The sequence below is a fragment of the Winogradskyella litoriviva genome (genome assembly GCF_013249065.1).
GTDB classification, from domain to species: Bacteria; Bacteroidota; Bacteroidia; order Flavobacteriales; family Flavobacteriaceae; genus Winogradskyella; species Winogradskyella litoriviva.
This window is the reverse complement of the sequence record NZ_JABRWQ010000001.1, coordinates 278,444-296,137: the sequence shown is the minus strand read 5'-3', so window position 1 is coordinate 296,137 and position 17,694 is coordinate 278,444. Positions and strand designations below refer to the sequence as shown.

The window sequence follows — 17,694 nt, the reverse complement described above, 5'->3', positions numbered from 1 at the left end:
TGTTACTAAGCCATATATGGTAAGTGCTGCCAGCATTACCATGATGATTATTTTGTATTTATACTTCATGCTATAAAATTAATCACTTATTTTTAGTTCTTCAAATTTTAAACTAAGTGTTAGAAATAAGACCAACATGCGAAAATTGTAACAAATCATTGCCTCATGATTCTAGTGAAGCAATGATTTGTTCTTTTGAATGTACATTTTGTGCAGATTGTGTCTCAGTATTACAAGAGGTTTGTCCTAATTGTGGAGGTGGATTTGAAAAACGACCAATTAGACCTTCGCATCTACTTCAAAAATATCCTATTTCAAAAAAAATTGTTCATAAACCTGTAGACTTAAAAGCACATCTTCTAAAGCTTAATTTGTAATAGTTTACGCTTATTTTTTTTGTAATGTAGTTGTTTTTTGGACGCAGTTTGTCGAAAAAAAATACAATACAATTCAAATTATCTAATCTAAATTACGGTTTATCGATTAAATCTAAAGGACATAAATAATAGAACGATCTTTAGATTATCCCTCTAAATTATAATACACTTTTTACTGATTAATAGCCCTGAATTAGTATGAACGCTTAAACATTATTTATTATGGATTTAGAAATAACAAAACTTAATAATCGTTACCTAGTAAAAGGGACTTTAAACAAAATAAACTTAAAGACTTTTAATCGGTATTTTGCTAATATCTTTGATAAATTAGATGAGGTATCGCTTGATATACAAGGTGTAAAGAGTATAGATAGAGCAGGTGTAATGGCGTTAGCTAGATTGCATAATGAATCTATAAACAAATCTAAAGTATTATCTATTACTGGTTTAGGATGTAAGGAATTATATCAGCATTTTAAGTCAGAAAAACCAAAACAAAAAGTTGCAAAAGAAAAAAATATTGCAAATGGCAATATTGCAGTAGCTTAAGGTTAGGTTTACCGTAAATATATTTTAAAGTGTTTCCCAGGCATTTGTGGTGATAGATAGATGTTTCGGATACACTTTATTTTTTGTGTTAATTTCAGTTTTGAGTTGAATTAACAAGACATATCTGCTATTATTTTCCAGCTACCATTTATTTTTTTAAAGAGAATTATAAAAACACCATCTGCATCTCCAATTTGGCGTTTTAAATGATACTCACCCATTACCCAATAATTATCACCTTCAATTTTAGAAATATCATTAATAACAAATTCTAGTGTACCACTTTCTGCTTTTGTTGGATAGCTTTTTTTGTAATTTTCTAAAGTCTGTTGCCAGCCTTTTGTTAATCCGTTGCTGCCATAAAATTTAAGAGAATCACTTTTCCAATACCCTTCCATAAAACCTTCTAAGTCATGGTTATTCCATGCTATTTCTTGAGCTTCCATAACCAAACGAATACCAGCTTCTGCTAATGCTTTGCTGTCACTCTTTTCTATTCGATCTGTGGTTGTGGTAACATCAGTTTTAATACTAACACAGCTTATGCAGATTAAAGCACATAGCATTATTATATAATATTTCATAAGATTGAAGTTTTAATTCTATCTAAAAATAATAACTATTATCTAAAGCACACTTTTTTGGTTCTTTAAAAATGCATCGGCTTGGTGTTGCATTAATTCTCTCGCTTTTTTTCGTTTGTAGTTTATGACGTCTTGTTCATCTGCAATTTCATTATACACTTTATTATTGATTTCATTATCTGTTTTTAAAAGCAGATTTCGTTCTGCAACTTTTTGCAAGGTCCAAGTTTTTATAGTGGTTTCTTGGTCTTGTAGCTTAAAATCAAATTCCCCTTTTGGAGATAACAGTTTGGCAATAATAGGAGACGTTTCAATGGCTAAAAACAATAGAAATATAAAGAATGAAGGAAGCCAAGGTAATTTACCTAAAGCTGTAATACGCGCCATTAAACCGTCAAAATTATTAATAATAGGTTGTGTTGTTGCAACGTTGGTATTATAATCTTTTTGTAAACTTTTAATTTCACTTTCTAAAGCAATAATTTTAGTTTTATTGTCTGTTTTTAATTGTTGTAATTCTATTAAACCAGCATCATGTTTTTCTCGTTTTTCTTTATAAACTGGTCCTTTTCCTAGGAGTTTAGTGCCAGCTGTGCCTTCAGCTTCAGAAATGTAAGTATCGTATAAGGCATTGACTTCGGTTTCCTTTGTATTTATTTGAGACTGTAAGTCTAAGATTTGCTTATTTAATTCATCAATTTTAGGGTTGAATTGTTCCGCAATTTGATTTTGATTCGCTAAGGTTAAATCGTTTTTTTGCTCTAATAAAACTTGATTAATTTCTTTTTCAAAAATCTTTAATTCTAATGGTTTTGAAATGACAATTGCAATTATCACAGCTAAGAAAATCCTTGGTGTAGCTTGAAGGATTTCGTCTATAATATTGTCTCTTTTCTTTATTGTTGATACAAGGTAACGGTCGAGATTAAAGATAAGTAAACCCCAAATTAACCCAAAAAATATTGAAGAATATAAATTGTCAAAAACAGTGTAAAGTGCATAGCTAGCAGCAATGGTTGCCATTACCGCAGTAAAGAAAACAGTGGCGCCAATACCAGCATATTTGTTTTGTTCACCAATGGAACAGTCGTTTAAAATATCCGTATCTGCACCAGAGCAGAGGATAAAGAATTTTTTTAACATAAAGCGTTCGGTTTTTTGATTGACCTGAAAATTCAGGCTGATTGATTACTTATAAGAACGCTAAATGTTTGGTTTTGTTACAGATTAGTAAGAAAAAGTCTCGAAATATTTTCGAGACTTTTATAATTACCACATTTTAATCAGTTATTGTTATCAAAATTGGTGAAGCTTTAATGTCTTTTCCTTTTGATGTATGCTCACCAACTTTTCCATTTATAGTAATTGGCATTTTTGTGATGTAAATTAATTGCTGTTTTGATTCGGTCTTTTTGGCGTTAATATTCAGTTTAGGGTTCTTTTTTATTAAATCAATGGCCTTGTCAGAAGAAATTGCTTTGCCTTCATTAAAGAATTTGGCATTGTTTTTTGCCATTCTAATAACAAAATCTAAAGTTGATTCTGGCGCTGGTGGAGGAGGTGGTAAATTATCCATTTTTACTACTTTGCCATAACGGTTAAAATATGTAGTTTCTCCATTCTTAGAAACGTAATATAGTTTTTCACCATTGATTTCTGTAAAACCTGTTATTTGGTCTTTGTTTGTTTCTCCTTTTTCTTTTAAAGCCTTATTATAAGCTTCTTGTGCTTTTAGCATTTCTGCCTTTTGTTCTGCAGTTGCATTAGCTGATACTGGAGGAGGAGGTGGGATTTTATTAATATCTACAAGGCTTCCGTAATTATCATAATAGATGGTTTTACCATTATCGTGGGTGTAATAATAAGTAGCACCATTAATTTTTATTGGCCATCCTTTATCAGACGATTTAATTGGTTTTGGAGGAGCAGGAGGAGCAGGTGGTATTATAGATTCAGTAGAAGCGTCTACTTGTATCACTTTAAAATTATATGTTCTAATTAAAGTTTTTACTTCTTTTAAAGCTTTCTTTGAAGCATCAGTTGGGTCATATTTTACAAAAACTGCATTAGAGTTGTCATAAGACTTAGTAAGCGCTTTTAGTTTTGTTTCTAATGTTTTTATAGTATGTACTTCATCATCTATCAATAATTTTCCTTTTCTATTAATTAGGATTGTGATTACCGGTAATTCAGGAGAAGCATCTTCTTGTATGATATTAAAGTCATACTTTTTAATTAAATTTTTCACTTTCTTTAAAGCTTTCTCCGAAGCATCGGTTGGGTCGTATCTTAGCAGAATTCCATTAGAATTATAATTAGATTGCGAGAGTACTTTTAGTTTTGTTTCAAGAGTTTTAAGAGTACCTGCTTCATCATTGACTAATAGTTCTCCATTTCTATTGATAAGAATTACCATAATTGGTACGTCTTGCGATAAATAATTATTGTTTTGGGCTGAAGGCCTTGAATTAGAAACGTTTGGGTTTTCAATTTCTTTTTCAATTTCAACATGTTCGGCAAAACTAAAAAATAGAATAGCAATTAATGGCAGCACTAAAATTGTACTTAACCAAATTCTGGTTTTTGATGTTTGTGTTTTCATAACTGTAAATCGTTTTTTGATGGATGAATAATTGATGGCACTCGATAATTGATGATTTTGAGTGTTTGATGAAAATTGCAATAAAATATGCTGATACGTTTTAGCATCTGAACCTTGTTGTAAAACGGCTTGGTCTGCTAAAAATTCGTGATTAAGTTTTATGTGATGTTTTAAAATGTAGATTAACGGATGAAACCAAAATACAATTTGAAGTAGCTCTATTAATATAATATCTAAAGTGTGTAATTGTTTTGCGTGTGTTTCTTCATGAAGCATTACTGCCTTTGGAATACTATTAGATTTATACTTTGCTTTATTAAAAAAGATATATTTGAAGTAGGAATGTGGAATTATATTTTGGTGCAACAAAACATAAATAAAAGAGCGCTTATTTATAGTTTTATTCTTAGAAATTCGTTGTTGCATTTTTATAAGGTTTATAACAAAACGCAGTGTAAGTAGCAAAGTCACAAATCCATAAATGAGCCATAATGTGTTTTCTAGAGTAAAGAAAGAAGGTTCTTCAGTGGCAATAATTTCTTGAAACGCTGTAGGAATAATACCAGGAGTGATGTTATCATTTGTAATTACAGGTTCTACATATTCTGTTATGGTGAAGTTAGGAATGGCTAATGCGAGAATTAATGCTGCTAACAAATAAAAACGCTTAAATTGATGCATGGTTTGGCGTTCTAAAAAAAGAACATATACTAACCAAAATACGGCTAAGCATGCAGAAAATTTTAAAAGATACGTTTCCATAATTATTTGTTTTGAATTTCTGTATCAATAATTTTCTTTAAAGCCTCTAACTCTTCTTTAGTTAAGTCTGTTTTACGCGTAAAAAATGAAGCAAACTGTGAAGCGCTATCGTTAAAAAATGTTTTAATTAGGCCGTTAACATGTTTAGAGAAATAATCTTCTTTTCTCACTAAAGGGAAGTATTCTCTAGATTTTCCGTAGGTTTTATAATCTATAAACCCTTTACCAATCATTCGTTTTAATAATGTAGCAATTGTTGTTGTAGCAGGTTTTGGTTCAGGGTAACGCTCTAGCAAATCTTTCATAAAAGCTTTTTCAAGCTTCCAAAGATGTTGCATTAATTGTTCTTCGGTTTTTGACAGTTCCATGCTCTACGTTTTTAGAATTAACTCTACAAATGTAGAATATAAATTTCAATTCTACAAGTGTAGAGTTGAAAAAAGGATAAAAAAAATCCGTTCACTAGGAACGGATTGGCTTATTATGTATTGATTCTGTTAGATTTAATGTCAGTTTAACCTCATGTTAATCTATTTGAAAGAATCTGTAAAGTACTTATAAAACCAAGGGATAGTTTCAATACCTTTTAGGTAATTCCATACGCCAAAATGCTCGTTTGGTGAGTGAATAGCATCACTATCTAAACCAAAGCCCATTAATATAGTTTTGCTTTTTAATTCTTTTTCAAAAAGTGCTACAATAGGAATACTTCCACCACTGCGTTGCGGAATAGGCGTTTTTCCAAAGGTTGCCTCATATGCTTTAGAAGCTGCTCTATACCCAACACTATCAATTGGTGTTACATAACCTTGTCCTCCATGATGAGGTATTACTTTTACGGTTACACCATTTGGAGCGATGCTTTCAAAATGATTTTTAAATAAATCCGTAATCTCTTCCCAATCTTGGTTAGGAACCAAGCGCATAGAAATTTTAGCATAGGCCTTACTCGCTATTACTGTTTTTGCACCTTCGCCAGTATAACCTCCCCAAATTCCGTTAACATCTAATGTTGGTCTAATAGAGTTACGCTCGTTAGTAGAATAACCTTCTTCGCCATAGACAGCATTAATGTCTAATGATTTTTTATACGCATCAAGTGAAAATGGTGCTTTCGCCATTTCTGCACGTTCTGCATCAGATAGGTTTTCAACCTTATCATAAAATCCAGGAATGGTAATATGATTGTTTTCATCATGAAGCGAAGCAATCATTTTAGTTAAAACGTTTATTGGGTTTGCCACAGCGCCTCCATATAAACCTGAATGTAAATCTCTGTTTGGACCAGTGACTTCTACCTCAACATAACTTAAACCTCTTAAGCCTGTAGTAATTGAAGGTACATCTTTAGCAATCATGCCAGTATCTGAAATAAGAATCACATCATTAGTTAGTTTTTCTCTATTGGCAGCAACAAATTTAGCTAGGTTTACACTACCAACTTCCTCTTCACCTTCAATCATAAATTTTACGTTACAAGGCAATTCGTTATTAGACGTCATGTATTCTAAAGCCTTAACATGCATATACATTTGGCCTTTGTCATCACAAGCACCTCTTGCAAAAATGGCACCTTCTGGATGTAAGTCTGTTTTTTGAATAACAGGCTCAAAAGGAGGAGAGTTCCATAAATCTAATGGATCTGGTGGTTGCACATCATAATGACCATAAACTAAAACCGTAGGTAAATTTTTGTCAATTATTTTTTCGCCATATACAATTGGATAACCTTCGGTTTCACAAATTTCTACATGGTCACATCCTGCTTTTTCTAGACTAATTTTAATAGCATCTGCTGTTTTTAACACATCACCTTTGTATGCAGAATCTGCACTAATGGAGGGGATTTTTAATAAGTCGATTAACTCATTTAAAAAGCGGTCTTTGTTATCTTGGATATAAGATTTTATGGATTGCATAATTATGTTTGATTTTAATCAAAAATATGAATTTATAGAGGAATAAATTAGTCTGAACACAACTTTAAGAAATGATTAGTAATTCTTAAAAAAATCTTATTTGTATATTGAAACTATTGTTTATATTTGCATCCCAATAATTATTGGAAAGTTGCAGGCGTGGTGGAATTGGTAGACACGCTAGACTTAGGATCTAGTGCCGCGAGGTGTGAGAGTTCGAGTCTCTCCGCCTGTACAAAAGAAAAAAGCTAACTTTAACGAGTTAGCTTTTTTGTTTTAATATATTGAAACAATATTTGAATGTTTTTACATTCCAAGCCTTATTAGTTTTAATTATATTATTGATGAATATTCTAAACAAAAATAATAACGTTTTAAGAAAATTATTGTTTTATGAATTTTCTTATAAACCACAACTGATTATTTTTAATAAAAAAGGAAAAGTTATAATTATAACTGGCGGCTATGGTGTTTTATAAACAAAAACTGATACGTCTAATTATTCGCTATTAACCATTGCTCACACGCTTCAGTCCAAGCGTGATTTCTTTGCTTTCTACCCAATCCAAAACCATGACCTCCTTTTTCGTAAATATGCATTTCTGCAGAAACGTTGTGTTTTTTTAAAGCTAAATAATACTGAATACTATTTTCTACAGAAACTGATTTATCATCTGTAGCATGCACCAAAAATGTTTTTGGAGTTAATGCTGTTACTTGTGTTTCGTTGGAAAAGATTTCTACCTTTTGTTTTGAAGGTGTTTCTCCCAATAAGTTTTTTCTTGAACCTTTATGCGTTAAAGAATCTTTCATTGAAATTACTGGATATATCAATATTGAAAAATCTGGCTTTACACTAATATTATCATCAGCGTTATAAACTTTTTTGTCATATTGAGTTGACAATGTTGCTGCTAAATGTCCGCCAGCAGAAAACCCTAGAACACCTATTTTACTGCTTTTTAATTGAAATTTTTCTACATTAAGTCTTACATAACGCATGGCTTCTTGAGCATCTTGCAGTGCCCCAATGCTTTTATCTTTCATAATAGCATCGTTTGGTAATCTATATTTTAAAACAAAAACTGTAATACCAAGTGTATTTAACCATTCTGCAACTTTGTAACCTTCTTTGTTAATCGCCAAATGATGATAACCTCCTCCTGGAAAAATAATCACAGCTATTCCATTAGGCTTTTCTGGTTGAAACACTGTCAGTGTTGGTTGGCTAACTCGTTCAATACTCGCAACCACAGAATCTGTGATTATTAGTATTTCTTTAAATTCAGGATTTTCTATTGCAGTTGGGATTGTGTCATTCCATAATTGAATCACTTCGCGGTCTAGTTGTGCAAAACAACTCTGTATAAAAAAGTAACTTAAAAAGAGAGTGTATTTATAAGATTTCATACTAGTTAGTTTTTATCATTTTGAAGTTACCAAAACCTTCTACATTGTCTTTTAAAGCATTTAGAGCTAATTTAGATACTTCTGTAGCACCTAAAACCGATAAATGTGTATTATCTTCTTTACCTTCTGGATAATATGGGATTTCATTTGGCTGATAATGCAAATGTAATTTCTTAGAACCTTCTACACCATAATTTTCCTCTAATTGTTCTGTTAAATATTGCAAATCTATTAAAGGCACATTGTACTCTTGTGCTACCAATCGCATTTCTAATGGATATGCACCATGCGAATCTACCAATACACCTTCTTCGTTAAATTTTCGTCTAACAATAGATGTAAATAACACAGGAATTGCGTTTTTTTCTCTAGTGTTTTTTATAAACTTTATTAAGTTGTTTTTGTAAGCTGTATGCGGATTAGTGTAACGCTTTGGGTCTTTTATTTTCTGATCATTGTGCCCAAATTGAATAAAAACATAATCGCCTTTTTGTAATTGATTATAAACAGAATCCCAACGTTTTTCTGCAATAAAACTGCGTGTGCTTCTGCCATTTACAGCATGATTTTTTACAACTACATTTTCGTTTAAAAACTTTGGCAATAATTGGCACCAACCTCTTTCTGGGTTCTCGTCAGGGTTTGGTTTATCTGCCATTGTGGAATCGCCTATTGTATAAATAGAAACTTTAGTTTGCTCTTTTTCAACACTTGATGATTTTGTGTTTTCCTTACAAGAAAAAACGATCAACATAATGCATAAAAAGAATGATTTATAGTGCTTCATACCATTCCTTTTTTGATGTTTTTTTATGTTTACCTAACACATTTTGAAGCGTATACTTTTTTGCTTCACGTTTTTTTAACTGATACGACCAATAGGCTCGTTTTTCTGGTTGAAATCCTTCTCCAGAATTTTTATATTCTGCATAAAATGTTGTTTTTTCTGCTTCAGGTTTTGACCAATTATGCCAACCTATTGGTAAAATATGTTTTCCTAATTCGCAATTAATAAAAACGGTTTGCGCATAAATTCTCCATGGTCTTCCTAAATATACTTTATGAATGCCTTTATTTGCTGTAAGTCTACAATTTTTAAATACGTAACCAAATAATGAGTCTTTGGGTGTTGAAGCTGCAGTTATATAGGAGTCTTTTTTACTATAAATTTCACAATTTTCAAATAACGCAGTTGCGCTTCCAAAAATAAAATCTGTAGTACCTTCTATATAACAATCTTTATAATATTGCTTTCCCTTTCCAGAGGCATACAATGTGTCTTGATTACCTAAAAGTTTGCAATTTACAACAGCCACTTCATCTGAAAACACCGACAATGCTACTGCTTGACCAACTTCTCCTGAAGAATTTTCTATGGTTAAATTTTTAAGGAAAACGTTATTAGCTTCTATTAAAAGCGTGTAGGTATAAAACGTACTGTTTCTGCCTAAACCTACTTTATTAAAATAATCGTTGTAGGTAATAATTGTTTTGTCTTTACTTTCTCCAATTAAAGAAAGGTTTGGGTTCCATTCATGAACTTTCACCTTTTCTTTATACACACCATTTTTAATAAATATAGTTACTCTATTATAAGGAAATGACTTGGTGTTATTAATAGCATCTTGAATACTTGTATAATCTCCAGAACCATCTTTAGAGACCGTAATATTTAATTCGTCTTTTGGTTTTTTATAGCTTTTTTTTTTGAGACTCAATTTCCAATTAGGATATGCGTCTAACACCAACTGAGGATCGTTTTTATACCAAGCATAACCATCTCTTCGTTCTGTACCTATTTCATCTAAAGTTGCTTTTTTAATTCCGTCTCGATCACAGAAAAAGGGTTTATTATCTTCTAAATTCATAAAACGAGCCCAAATGGCAGTCTCATTTTCTTGAGGAATCATTCTTTTATTCATCACTTGTCCAATTCCGTTGTATATTTTATCTTTTTCGTCTCCTGTTATTTTCACTTTTTCAAACCAAGTTACTGCGCTATTTATAGAAGTTATTACTTTATCTGAAGGGTTTTCTAAAGACATTAATAACAATACAATTTGTGCAGATTCTGCACCACTTAACGATGGTAATTCGTAAGACCTTGCTTTTGCTGGTTGCAAGGTGTTTTCGTCATGTTGCGCACACCAAGCAGTTAAAATGCCATTTTGTTTGTACTGTGTTTTTAAAATACAATCGATACCTTTATTAAAAGCTAGTGTTACTTTTTTTAATTGTGATTTTGATGGTTTTATAGAGTAATAATTGGTGTTATTTTTTAGTTCACGAAGCAGCTTCATAATATTAACCATAGAATCGTCATTGTAAGTAATATGCGTGTAATACCCTTTACGTAATGGATAATATTGTGGCCAACCTCCATTATCGTATTGTGCTTCTAACAGATAATCTAATCCTTTTAAAAAGCTATTTTTATATTGCTCATCTTGAGTTTGACGATACATTTTTGATAGAAAAAACATTTCTTGAATGGTTGCTCCATTGTCTGTGGTTGCTCCTTTACCTTGAGGTTTTAAAGCCATTAATTCTGCTTTTCTATCTTCAGAAAGTGGTTTGTGCATTTGCACATTTTTAGGCCAACCTCCTATGTCTCGTTGATATAATAAGACATTTTTAGCTATTTGTTTTGCTTCTAATGATGCAAACCAAACATCTTCTTTTTTATTAGCTATATCTCGCCACGATTTATCATGAACTTGCGCAATTGTGTTTAAACTAAACAACACAAAAACGAGTATTAATACTGTTTTGTTTTTTTTCATTTTAAGTTTTTTAAAAATGAATAAAGTGATTTGGTAACACCACTTTTTTACTAATTTTTACTCTATAGATACTTCCTTTAAACCAAGATTTTTTATTTAAACGCACTCCTAAAGACGTTTTTCCTGTATTAATAGGTTTAAATAAAAAAGGGGCTTCTATTTCCTTTTTACCATTAACAAAAGTTATTATACTATTAGGAGTAACAACTAATGCAACATGGTACCATTTGCCTAAAGGATGTGTTAGTTTTTCGTCAATTAATGCTTTTTTATTTTCATTTGAAGCCACAAAACCATCAAAATACCATTGTCCATTTTTTGCTCTAATTTCTAATAGCATTCTATCTTTAGAAACTTCTCCTATATGAACAATTCTTTGCTCAAAAGGAGCTTCAACTTCAGAAGGTTTAAAAATCATTTCAACTGTAAAGGAATTGGCATCTTTAAGTGGCATTTGGTCTAAAAATAACGCATCATATATTCCATCAAAACAAACCGCTTTTCCTAAAGGCGCATTCACTAATTTAGGGTTTCCTTGAATGGATATTTGGTCTGGTTCTTTTTCAAGTAAATTGGCAATTATCCAATCTGTTTTAGAACTATCAATTGGTTCTTTTTTTGATGAATTACAAGCAATTATAATAGTACTAACAAAAATTAGAAAGATAGTATTTGCTTTAAATGTCATCATTATTATTCAAATTTTACTACATGTTCTTCAACTGTTTCTCCTATTAAAGTGTTTTTTGAAAAATCTGTTTTACTAGAAGATTTTAACTGAATATTTTCTGAAGCTTTACCATTAATCAATATTGAATTTTCAGAATTTGAATTAAATTCTATGGCACTCAATTCTAAATTTTTAGTGTTATAGATATTAAATTTGACATCTTCTTTAACAGTAAGATTAACGTTACTAATATTAACACCATTGGCATCAATAATAGAAAACCCCTTATCTGCTTTAACAAGTAAATTGCTAATTTTTATATTTTCAAGATTCATTTCTGGCAAACCTTGTAAAAAAACTGCTTGATATGCGCCTTGTATAACAATATCTTGAATAAAAATATTCTTAAACTGTGGTGTCGTTTCTGAAACAGGAACAACTTTAGCAACTGTTTTATTGTTTTTTGCTTTTGCTAACATTTCTGAAACAGACAAACCACCATAATATAAATTGAATGAAATGGCATTGGTTGGAATATCTGTCATTCTTATATCTGAAATAAAGATGTTTTCTACAACACCACCACGTCCTCTTTTACTTTTAAAACGAAGTCCAACATCTGTACCTATAAATGTGCAATTAGAAACATGCATGTTTTTTACACCACTAGACATTTCGCTTCCAACAGTTACGCCTCCATGTCCATGATAAACCGTATTATTTCTTATAATTAGGTTCTCGCAAGGGAAATTACGGTCTCTACCATCTTTATCTTTTCCAGATTTAATACATATAGCATCATCACCAACATCGAAACTAGAATTTTCTATAATTACATTTTTACAAGATTCTATATCTATACCATCTCCATTTTGGGAATAATGAGGATTGCGTACTGTTATGTTTTTAACAATTAAATCTTCTACCATTAAAGGATGAAGACACCAAGCTGGAGAATTTTGGAAAACAGAACCACTAAACATAACTCTTTTACTGTTCTGGATACTAACCATTACTGGTCTTAAAAAATCTCTGATTTGCTGAAATTCTTCTTTTGTTTTTAAATCTTTTCTAACATTTAACTCGGCATTTTTTGAAGCATTTTTAAATTGTTCTGATGGATACCATACCATTTTATTATTGTCTACAAAACCACCTGAAGCCACTAATTTTCCCCAATGTTTATCTGTAATTTTAGATTTCTTAACTGGTCGCCATGCATCGCCAGAGCCATCCCAAATACCTGGACCTGTAAAAGCTACATCCTCTAGGTTTTTGCCATATATTGGAGACAAACAACGCCATGTATTTAAGCCTTCGAAATTTGTTTCTATTATAGGATATAAGTCTTTGTTTGTAGAAAATTTTATTAAAGCGCCAGCTTCTGCATGTAATTCTAACTTACTTTTTAAAATAATGGGTCCTGTTAACCAAATACCAGCAGGAATTATAACTTTTCCTCCTCCTTTTTTTGTAACAGCTTCTATCGCTTTTTCAAAGGCTTTTGTATTTAAAACATGTCCTCCATCTACAGCTCCAAAATCTTTAATATTTACTGTATTATTAGGAATTTGAGGTTCTTGAATAGTTTTCATTTCAAACTCAATACCTTCATAATTATCTGGTGTTTGAATTTCGTTTTTCTCTTTAGATTTGGAGCAACTTGCAACAAAAAACAAGGAAATTATTACTAATTGTATGATAAATTTTGTTTTCATTTCTATTTTATTTCAGTAATTCTTAAAGCGATATAAGGCTTGTGTGGTAATCTTACTTCTTTTAAATCTGCATCATACAGACGATAATTATCGTTTACTTTTTTAGTTTCAAAAACTCCAGAAACTGGTGTTATAGTCATGTCCCAAGTATCAATAATTTCAACTTTAAATTTTACACCTTCTTTAAGTTTATCTAATTCTGCATTCTTTTTTGGTAAATTAAATGCCCAAGACTCTATAATTTCTTCACCAAAATACATTAAGTAAAATCCTTTTCCTGAAGATGCTGTTATTAAATCTCTGCTTATATCTGCCATATGTAATGGTCCTGGAGCATTTTCTATTATAGATTTTAAAAATTTAATTCGTTTCCAACTCTCTCCTTTAAGAACACCTCCATCTGCCCAGAAAAAAGTATCTGTTTCTATATTGAATCTATAAACTTCACCATGTGTTACATAAGCTCCTGCAATGACACCATTCCAAACTAAATGTGTCATTTTTTCTGGACTTAATCTTCCCCATCGTCTTTTTAAATTGCCTTCGTATCCAACTTCGTCTAACACTATAGGTTTTTTATAAATGTTTCTTAATGTAGCTGAAGAATAGGAATTTAAAACAGGTGCTTCATCTTGTATACTTACGTGTGTGTATTCTGGTTTTAAATAATTATAGTAAGATGATGTTGCACCATGAATAGAACATAAATGTCTGTAAGGGTCATTATTTACAACAGTTTCTGTTAAGGCGTCCCAATCTGCAATGGTTTTTGCGTCTACATAATTCCATTCATTTGCTAAAGACCACCACACATTTTTAAAAGACGATAATCGAGCTGTAATATATTCTAGATATTTTTCATTTACATTGTGAGGCATAGAATCAAATCCCCAACGACCTCCATCGTAAGGATGAAAGAGTATTAAATCTGCTTGAACACCAATTTTATTTAAATCGTCTATTCTTTTTTCTAAATGTTGAAAAAATTCTGGGTCAAATTCATCAAAATTCCAAATAAAAATTTTATCTCCTTTAGCATTAGTTACTAATTTTTTTACTTTAAAAGGATACACTTTAGGCTCTTCTTTTACTAAATCGTAGTTTTTAGGAAACACACACATTCTTACTTTATTAAAGTCTGCTTTTTCTAATGTTTTTAAAGTTTCCTCTTGAAGCTCCTCTTTCATATGTGTCCATGCATAAGCAGTTGTACCAAAAGGATAGTAATTGTTACCATCTGCATATTTAAAATGATAGGTTTCACTAACTTTTACCATTCCATGATTATCAGCTGATGCTTTAACACATTGAAAACTTCCTGTTTTTGAATTAAATTCTTCTACAGAACTCGATATTATATAATTCCATTTTCCTATTTGCTGTGGCATAAAACGAATTTTAAAAACGTTTTTACCATCGTAAAATCCATTAACCACGAAAGTAGTATCAGCATTAAAAAATTTAGCAGAAAGTTTTACATCTTGAAACGGATTCCCTTTTGTTTTGTGTTTTAAACTAATTTCAAAACGGTTCCATTGCTCTATTTGTTCTTGTGTAAATGCATTGAAAGAACTAAATAAAAACAGTAATACTAAACAAACTCTCATAATTCAATAATTCTTTTTTCTTGATTACTTTGTATTGCGACTTCAATAATTTTTATAACATCTGTTGCTTGTTGTGCAGTTACAGGTAATGGTTTATTATTTGCGATAGCATTATAAATACCATTGTAATAAGCCATATAATCTCCTTGTTCTGTATTTACAAATGCTTTATTAAAATCTCCGTTTTTTAGAATATGAAGAATTCCTTTTTCGGATTCTGGTTCTATTCCCCAATTATTAGTATTGGGTTTTATTTCTTTTTGAAGTTCGGTTTCTTGAATATCTGCTTTAGATTTTATAAAGGAGCCTTTTGTTCCGTGAATACTATAAGCTGGAAGTGGTTCGCGTACAAAATAACTGGACTTTAATGTGACATAATGCGATGTGTAATACAGTTTAACATCGAAATAATCGCCTACTTTAGAGTCTTTTCTAAAACTATCTAAACTGGCAAAAACACTATTAGGCATTCCAAAAAGCTGTAAAGCTTGATCGATTAAATGAGAGCCCAAATCGTATAAACTTCCAACACCTTCTGTTGGTGTTTCTTTATGTGTTTTATAGCTTAATTCTGGGTCAAATCTATCGTAATGAAATTCGGCTTCAACAATATCTCCTAAAACACCTTCATCAATTATTTTTTTTACTGTTTTAAAATCACTATCCCATCTTCTATTATGATACACAGAAAGTTTAACATTATGTTTTTTTGCTAAATCAATTAACTCTTGAGCTTCGGCAGTTGTAACTGTAAAAGGTTTTTCTACAACAACATGTTTACCAGCTTCTATTATTTTTTTAGTGTAGTTGTAATGTGTAATATTTGGTGTATTAACCACTACTAAATCTATTGCATTGTCTTGCAACAAGTTTTCTAAAGACCTAAATGTTTTAATATTTGGATACTTTTCTTGTGCTAAATTTTTAGTACGTTCTAGAACACCATATAAATTAAAGTTTGGGTGTACATCAATAAAAGGTCCATGAAAAAGATGTCCACTCATTCCGAAAGAACATAAAGCTGTGTTTATTGATTTCATATTTGATATTTTATCTGTTCAATTCTAATGCAGCCAAAATAAAAGGTCCTGTACCATGAAGATTATTTACTCGTTTTGCTTCACCTATATAATATTCAAAAGAAGCATCTCTATAAGGATTTCCTCCTAAACCAGCACCTTTACAAGTTTGCGTTAAATGTACTTCTCCATTGTCGTCTACTTTAACCAACTCTTTAACAAGTCCATCAAACGCTTTGTTTGCTACGTCTTTAAATTCTGAAGGCAAATAGCCTTTTCTAACACCTTTAGCAAATGCATATGCAAACATTGCTGTTCCAGAAGATTCTAAATAATTGCCTTCTCTATCAGGAAAATTAGGAACCTGATACCAAATTCCAGATTTATCTTGCACTTTAACTAAAGCCGTAGAAAGGTCGTTTAGTTGTTGTATTAGCATTTGTCTTTTTGGATGGTCTTCTGGAAAATAATCAAGCACATCTACTAAAGCCATAACGTACCAGCCTAGTGAACGCGACCAGAAATTTGGAGATTTCCCCGTTGTTTTATCTGCCCAACCCATTTGTTTGCTTTCGTCCCAAGCGTGTAATAACAAGCCTGTTTTTTCATCATAGGTTTGCTTGTAACATACCTCGAATTGGTGTGCGACATCGTCAAAGTTTTTACCATCTTCGTATTCTGCTATGTATCTTGCATAAAAAGGTTGTCCCATATATAAACCATCGAGCCACATTTGGTATGGATATATTTTTTTATGCCAAAGACCACCAGAATTGGTTCTTGGATGGTTCTCTAATTGTTTTCTTAAAGTCTTTATAGCAGTTAAGTATTTTTCATCTTTGGTTTTTTCATACAAGAAGAAAAGAATTTTTCCAGCATTGATATTATCGATGTTATATTTCTCGATATCATAGTTTAAAATTGTTCCTGTACTATCAATTAAATCGTCTGCATAACCTTTTTCGTATTCAAAATATTTTTCGTTACCTGTTTCTTGGTATAATTTTTCAAACGACAAAGCCAATAAACCATGCTTGTAATTCCAGTTTATAGTTTTGTGATTATCGACATCTCTCGCTTTTGGAAAACGTTTCATTATAGATAATGCCATACGTTCTGACCATTTTAAGGAACTAGAAATTTTTACTTCTTGTTGCGTTTCTTCAGTTACAACTTCCTTTTTTTCTTCTTTGCAACTTGTAAAAAAGCTTAATACTATTATTGCAATTAGTGTTATGTTTTTCATAGGTATATTTATTTCTTTTCGTATTTTTTAATAACTAGGTATTTTAATTCTGTCTCTCCTGCATTACTTATGCCATGCATAATATTTGAAGGACAATATAAACTTGTATTAGCTTGAACAATAACTTCTTTTCCGTCTAAATAAAACTTGGCTTTACCTTCTAGAACATAGAAAAACTCATCTTCTGGATGTTTGTGTGGTGCATGTGTTGCTTTTCCTGGAGAAACAACACTCATTTTAATGGTTCGTCCATCTAAAAAATCTTTATCTGCAAACCAATATTGATACCCAACATTTGTTGGGATTGCCTCTTCTTTATTGAAGGTATTTACACAATCATCAATTGTATATTCTTTTTCTTGAGCACTTAAATTATTACTTAATAAAAAGGAAAAACATAATAATAACACTATAGATGTTTTTATTTGGAGAAGGTTTTTCATGA

At 31.1% G+C, this 17,694-nt stretch carries 16 protein-coding genes and 1 tRNA gene; 3 read left to right on the top strand and 14 right to left on the bottom strand.

The annotated features are described in order from the left end of the window. Window positions 1–116 precede the first annotated feature (116 nt). A complete protein-coding gene (locus tag HNV10_RS01175) occupies window positions 117–377 on the top strand; it encodes a DUF1272 domain-containing protein (protein WP_173299500.1) in 261 nt (86 codons plus the stop codon). 222 nt (window positions 378–599) lie between these two features. Further along, complete coding sequence (locus HNV10_RS01170) at window positions 600–929, top strand: hypothetical protein (protein ID WP_194240999.1); 330 nt, start codon at window positions 600–602, stop codon at window positions 927–929. Between the two features lie 110 nt (window positions 930–1,039). Here HNV10_RS01170 and HNV10_RS01165 read toward each other — a convergent pair whose 3' ends face one another. From HNV10_RS01165 to HNV10_RS01145, 5 genes are all read right to left on the bottom strand, one after another. After that, the gene (locus HNV10_RS01165) at window positions 1,040–1,513 is read right to left on the bottom strand and encodes a YybH family protein (RefSeq protein WP_173299499.1); all 474 of its coding nucleotides are present in this window, start codon (window positions 1,511–1,513) and stop codon (window positions 1,040–1,042) included. A 42-nt stretch (window positions 1,514–1,555) separates the two neighbouring features. After that, window positions 1,556–2,656 (bottom strand): DUF4407 domain-containing protein, encoded by a 1,101-nt coding sequence (locus HNV10_RS01160; RefSeq protein ID WP_173299498.1) that lies wholly within the window; start codon window positions 2,654–2,656, stop codon window positions 1,556–1,558. Between the two features lie 136 nt (window positions 2,657–2,792). Next, window positions 2,793–4,877 carry a M56 family metallopeptidase gene (locus HNV10_RS01155; protein ID WP_173299497.1) on the bottom strand — a complete coding sequence of 695 codons (2,085 nt, stop codon included), beginning with the start codon at window positions 4,875–4,877 and terminating at the stop codon, window positions 2,793–2,795. A 2-nt stretch (window positions 4,878–4,879) separates the two neighbouring features. Further along, a complete protein-coding gene (locus tag HNV10_RS01150; RefSeq protein ID WP_173299496.1) occupies window positions 4,880–5,245 on the bottom strand; it encodes a BlaI/MecI/CopY family transcriptional regulator in 366 nt (121 codons plus the stop codon). Window positions 5,246–5,407: 162 nt separating this feature from the next. After that, window positions 5,408–6,796: a dipeptidase gene (locus HNV10_RS01145; protein ID WP_173299495.1), complete on the bottom strand. Its 1,389-nt coding sequence runs from the start codon at window positions 6,794–6,796 to the stop codon at window positions 5,408–5,410. 153 nt (window positions 6,797–6,949) lie between these two features. Here HNV10_RS01145 and HNV10_RS01140 point away from each other — a divergent pair. Beyond that, window positions 6,950–7,031, top strand: a tRNA-Leu gene (locus HNV10_RS01140). Window positions 7,032–7,291: 260 nt separating this feature from the next. On the opposite strand, the gene HNV10_RS01135 is transcribed toward HNV10_RS01140, so the two are convergent. From HNV10_RS01135 to HNV10_RS01095, 9 genes are read right to left on the bottom strand one after another with little or no spacing between them, the layout of a single operon-like run. Continuing rightward, window positions 7,292–8,206: an alpha/beta hydrolase gene (locus HNV10_RS01135; RefSeq protein WP_173299494.1), complete on the bottom strand. Its 915-nt coding sequence runs from the start codon at window positions 8,204–8,206 to the stop codon at window positions 7,292–7,294. A gap of 1 nt (window position 8,207) precedes the next feature. After that, complete coding sequence (locus HNV10_RS01130; protein WP_173299493.1) at window positions 8,208–8,993, bottom strand: rhamnogalacturonan acetylesterase; 786 nt, start codon at window positions 8,991–8,993, stop codon at window positions 8,208–8,210. Further along, window positions 8,980–10,989, bottom strand: a complete 2,010-nt coding sequence (gene pelA / locus HNV10_RS01125; protein WP_173299492.1) for a pectate lyase — start codon at window positions 10,987–10,989, stop codon at window positions 8,980–8,982. Before pelA ends, HNV10_RS01130 begins: the two co-directional genes overlap by 14 nt. Window positions 10,990–10,999: 10 nt before the next feature. Then, window positions 11,000–11,680, bottom strand: a complete 681-nt coding sequence (locus HNV10_RS01120) for a LamG domain-containing protein (RefSeq protein WP_173299491.1) — start codon at window positions 11,678–11,680, stop codon at window positions 11,000–11,002. Window positions 11,681–11,682: 2 nt separating this feature from the next. Then, window positions 11,683–13,377, bottom strand: coding sequence for a glycoside hydrolase family 28 protein (locus tag HNV10_RS01115; protein WP_173299490.1), 1,695 nt, complete (start codon window positions 13,375–13,377; stop codon window positions 11,683–11,685). 2 nt (window positions 13,378–13,379) lie between these two features. After that, window positions 13,380–14,984: a DUF5060 domain-containing protein gene (locus HNV10_RS01110; protein WP_173299489.1), complete on the bottom strand. Its 1,605-nt coding sequence runs from the start codon at window positions 14,982–14,984 to the stop codon at window positions 13,380–13,382. Next, on the bottom strand, window positions 14,981–16,024 hold the full coding sequence (locus tag HNV10_RS01105; RefSeq protein ID WP_173299488.1) for a Gfo/Idh/MocA family oxidoreductase: 1,044 nt from the start codon (window positions 16,022–16,024) through the stop codon (window positions 14,981–14,983). The genes HNV10_RS01110 and HNV10_RS01105 overlap by 4 nt, the downstream gene beginning before the upstream one ends. A gap of 10 nt (window positions 16,025–16,034) precedes the next feature. Further along, entirely contained in the window at window positions 16,035–17,249 is a 1,215-nt protein-coding gene (locus tag HNV10_RS01100) for a glycoside hydrolase family 88/105 protein (RefSeq protein ID WP_173299487.1), read from the bottom strand. Between the two features lie 8 nt (window positions 17,250–17,257). Next, complete coding sequence (locus HNV10_RS01095) at window positions 17,258–17,692, bottom strand: cupin domain-containing protein (RefSeq protein ID WP_173299486.1); 435 nt, start codon at window positions 17,690–17,692, stop codon at window positions 17,258–17,260. Window positions 17,693–17,694 lie beyond the last annotated feature (2 nt).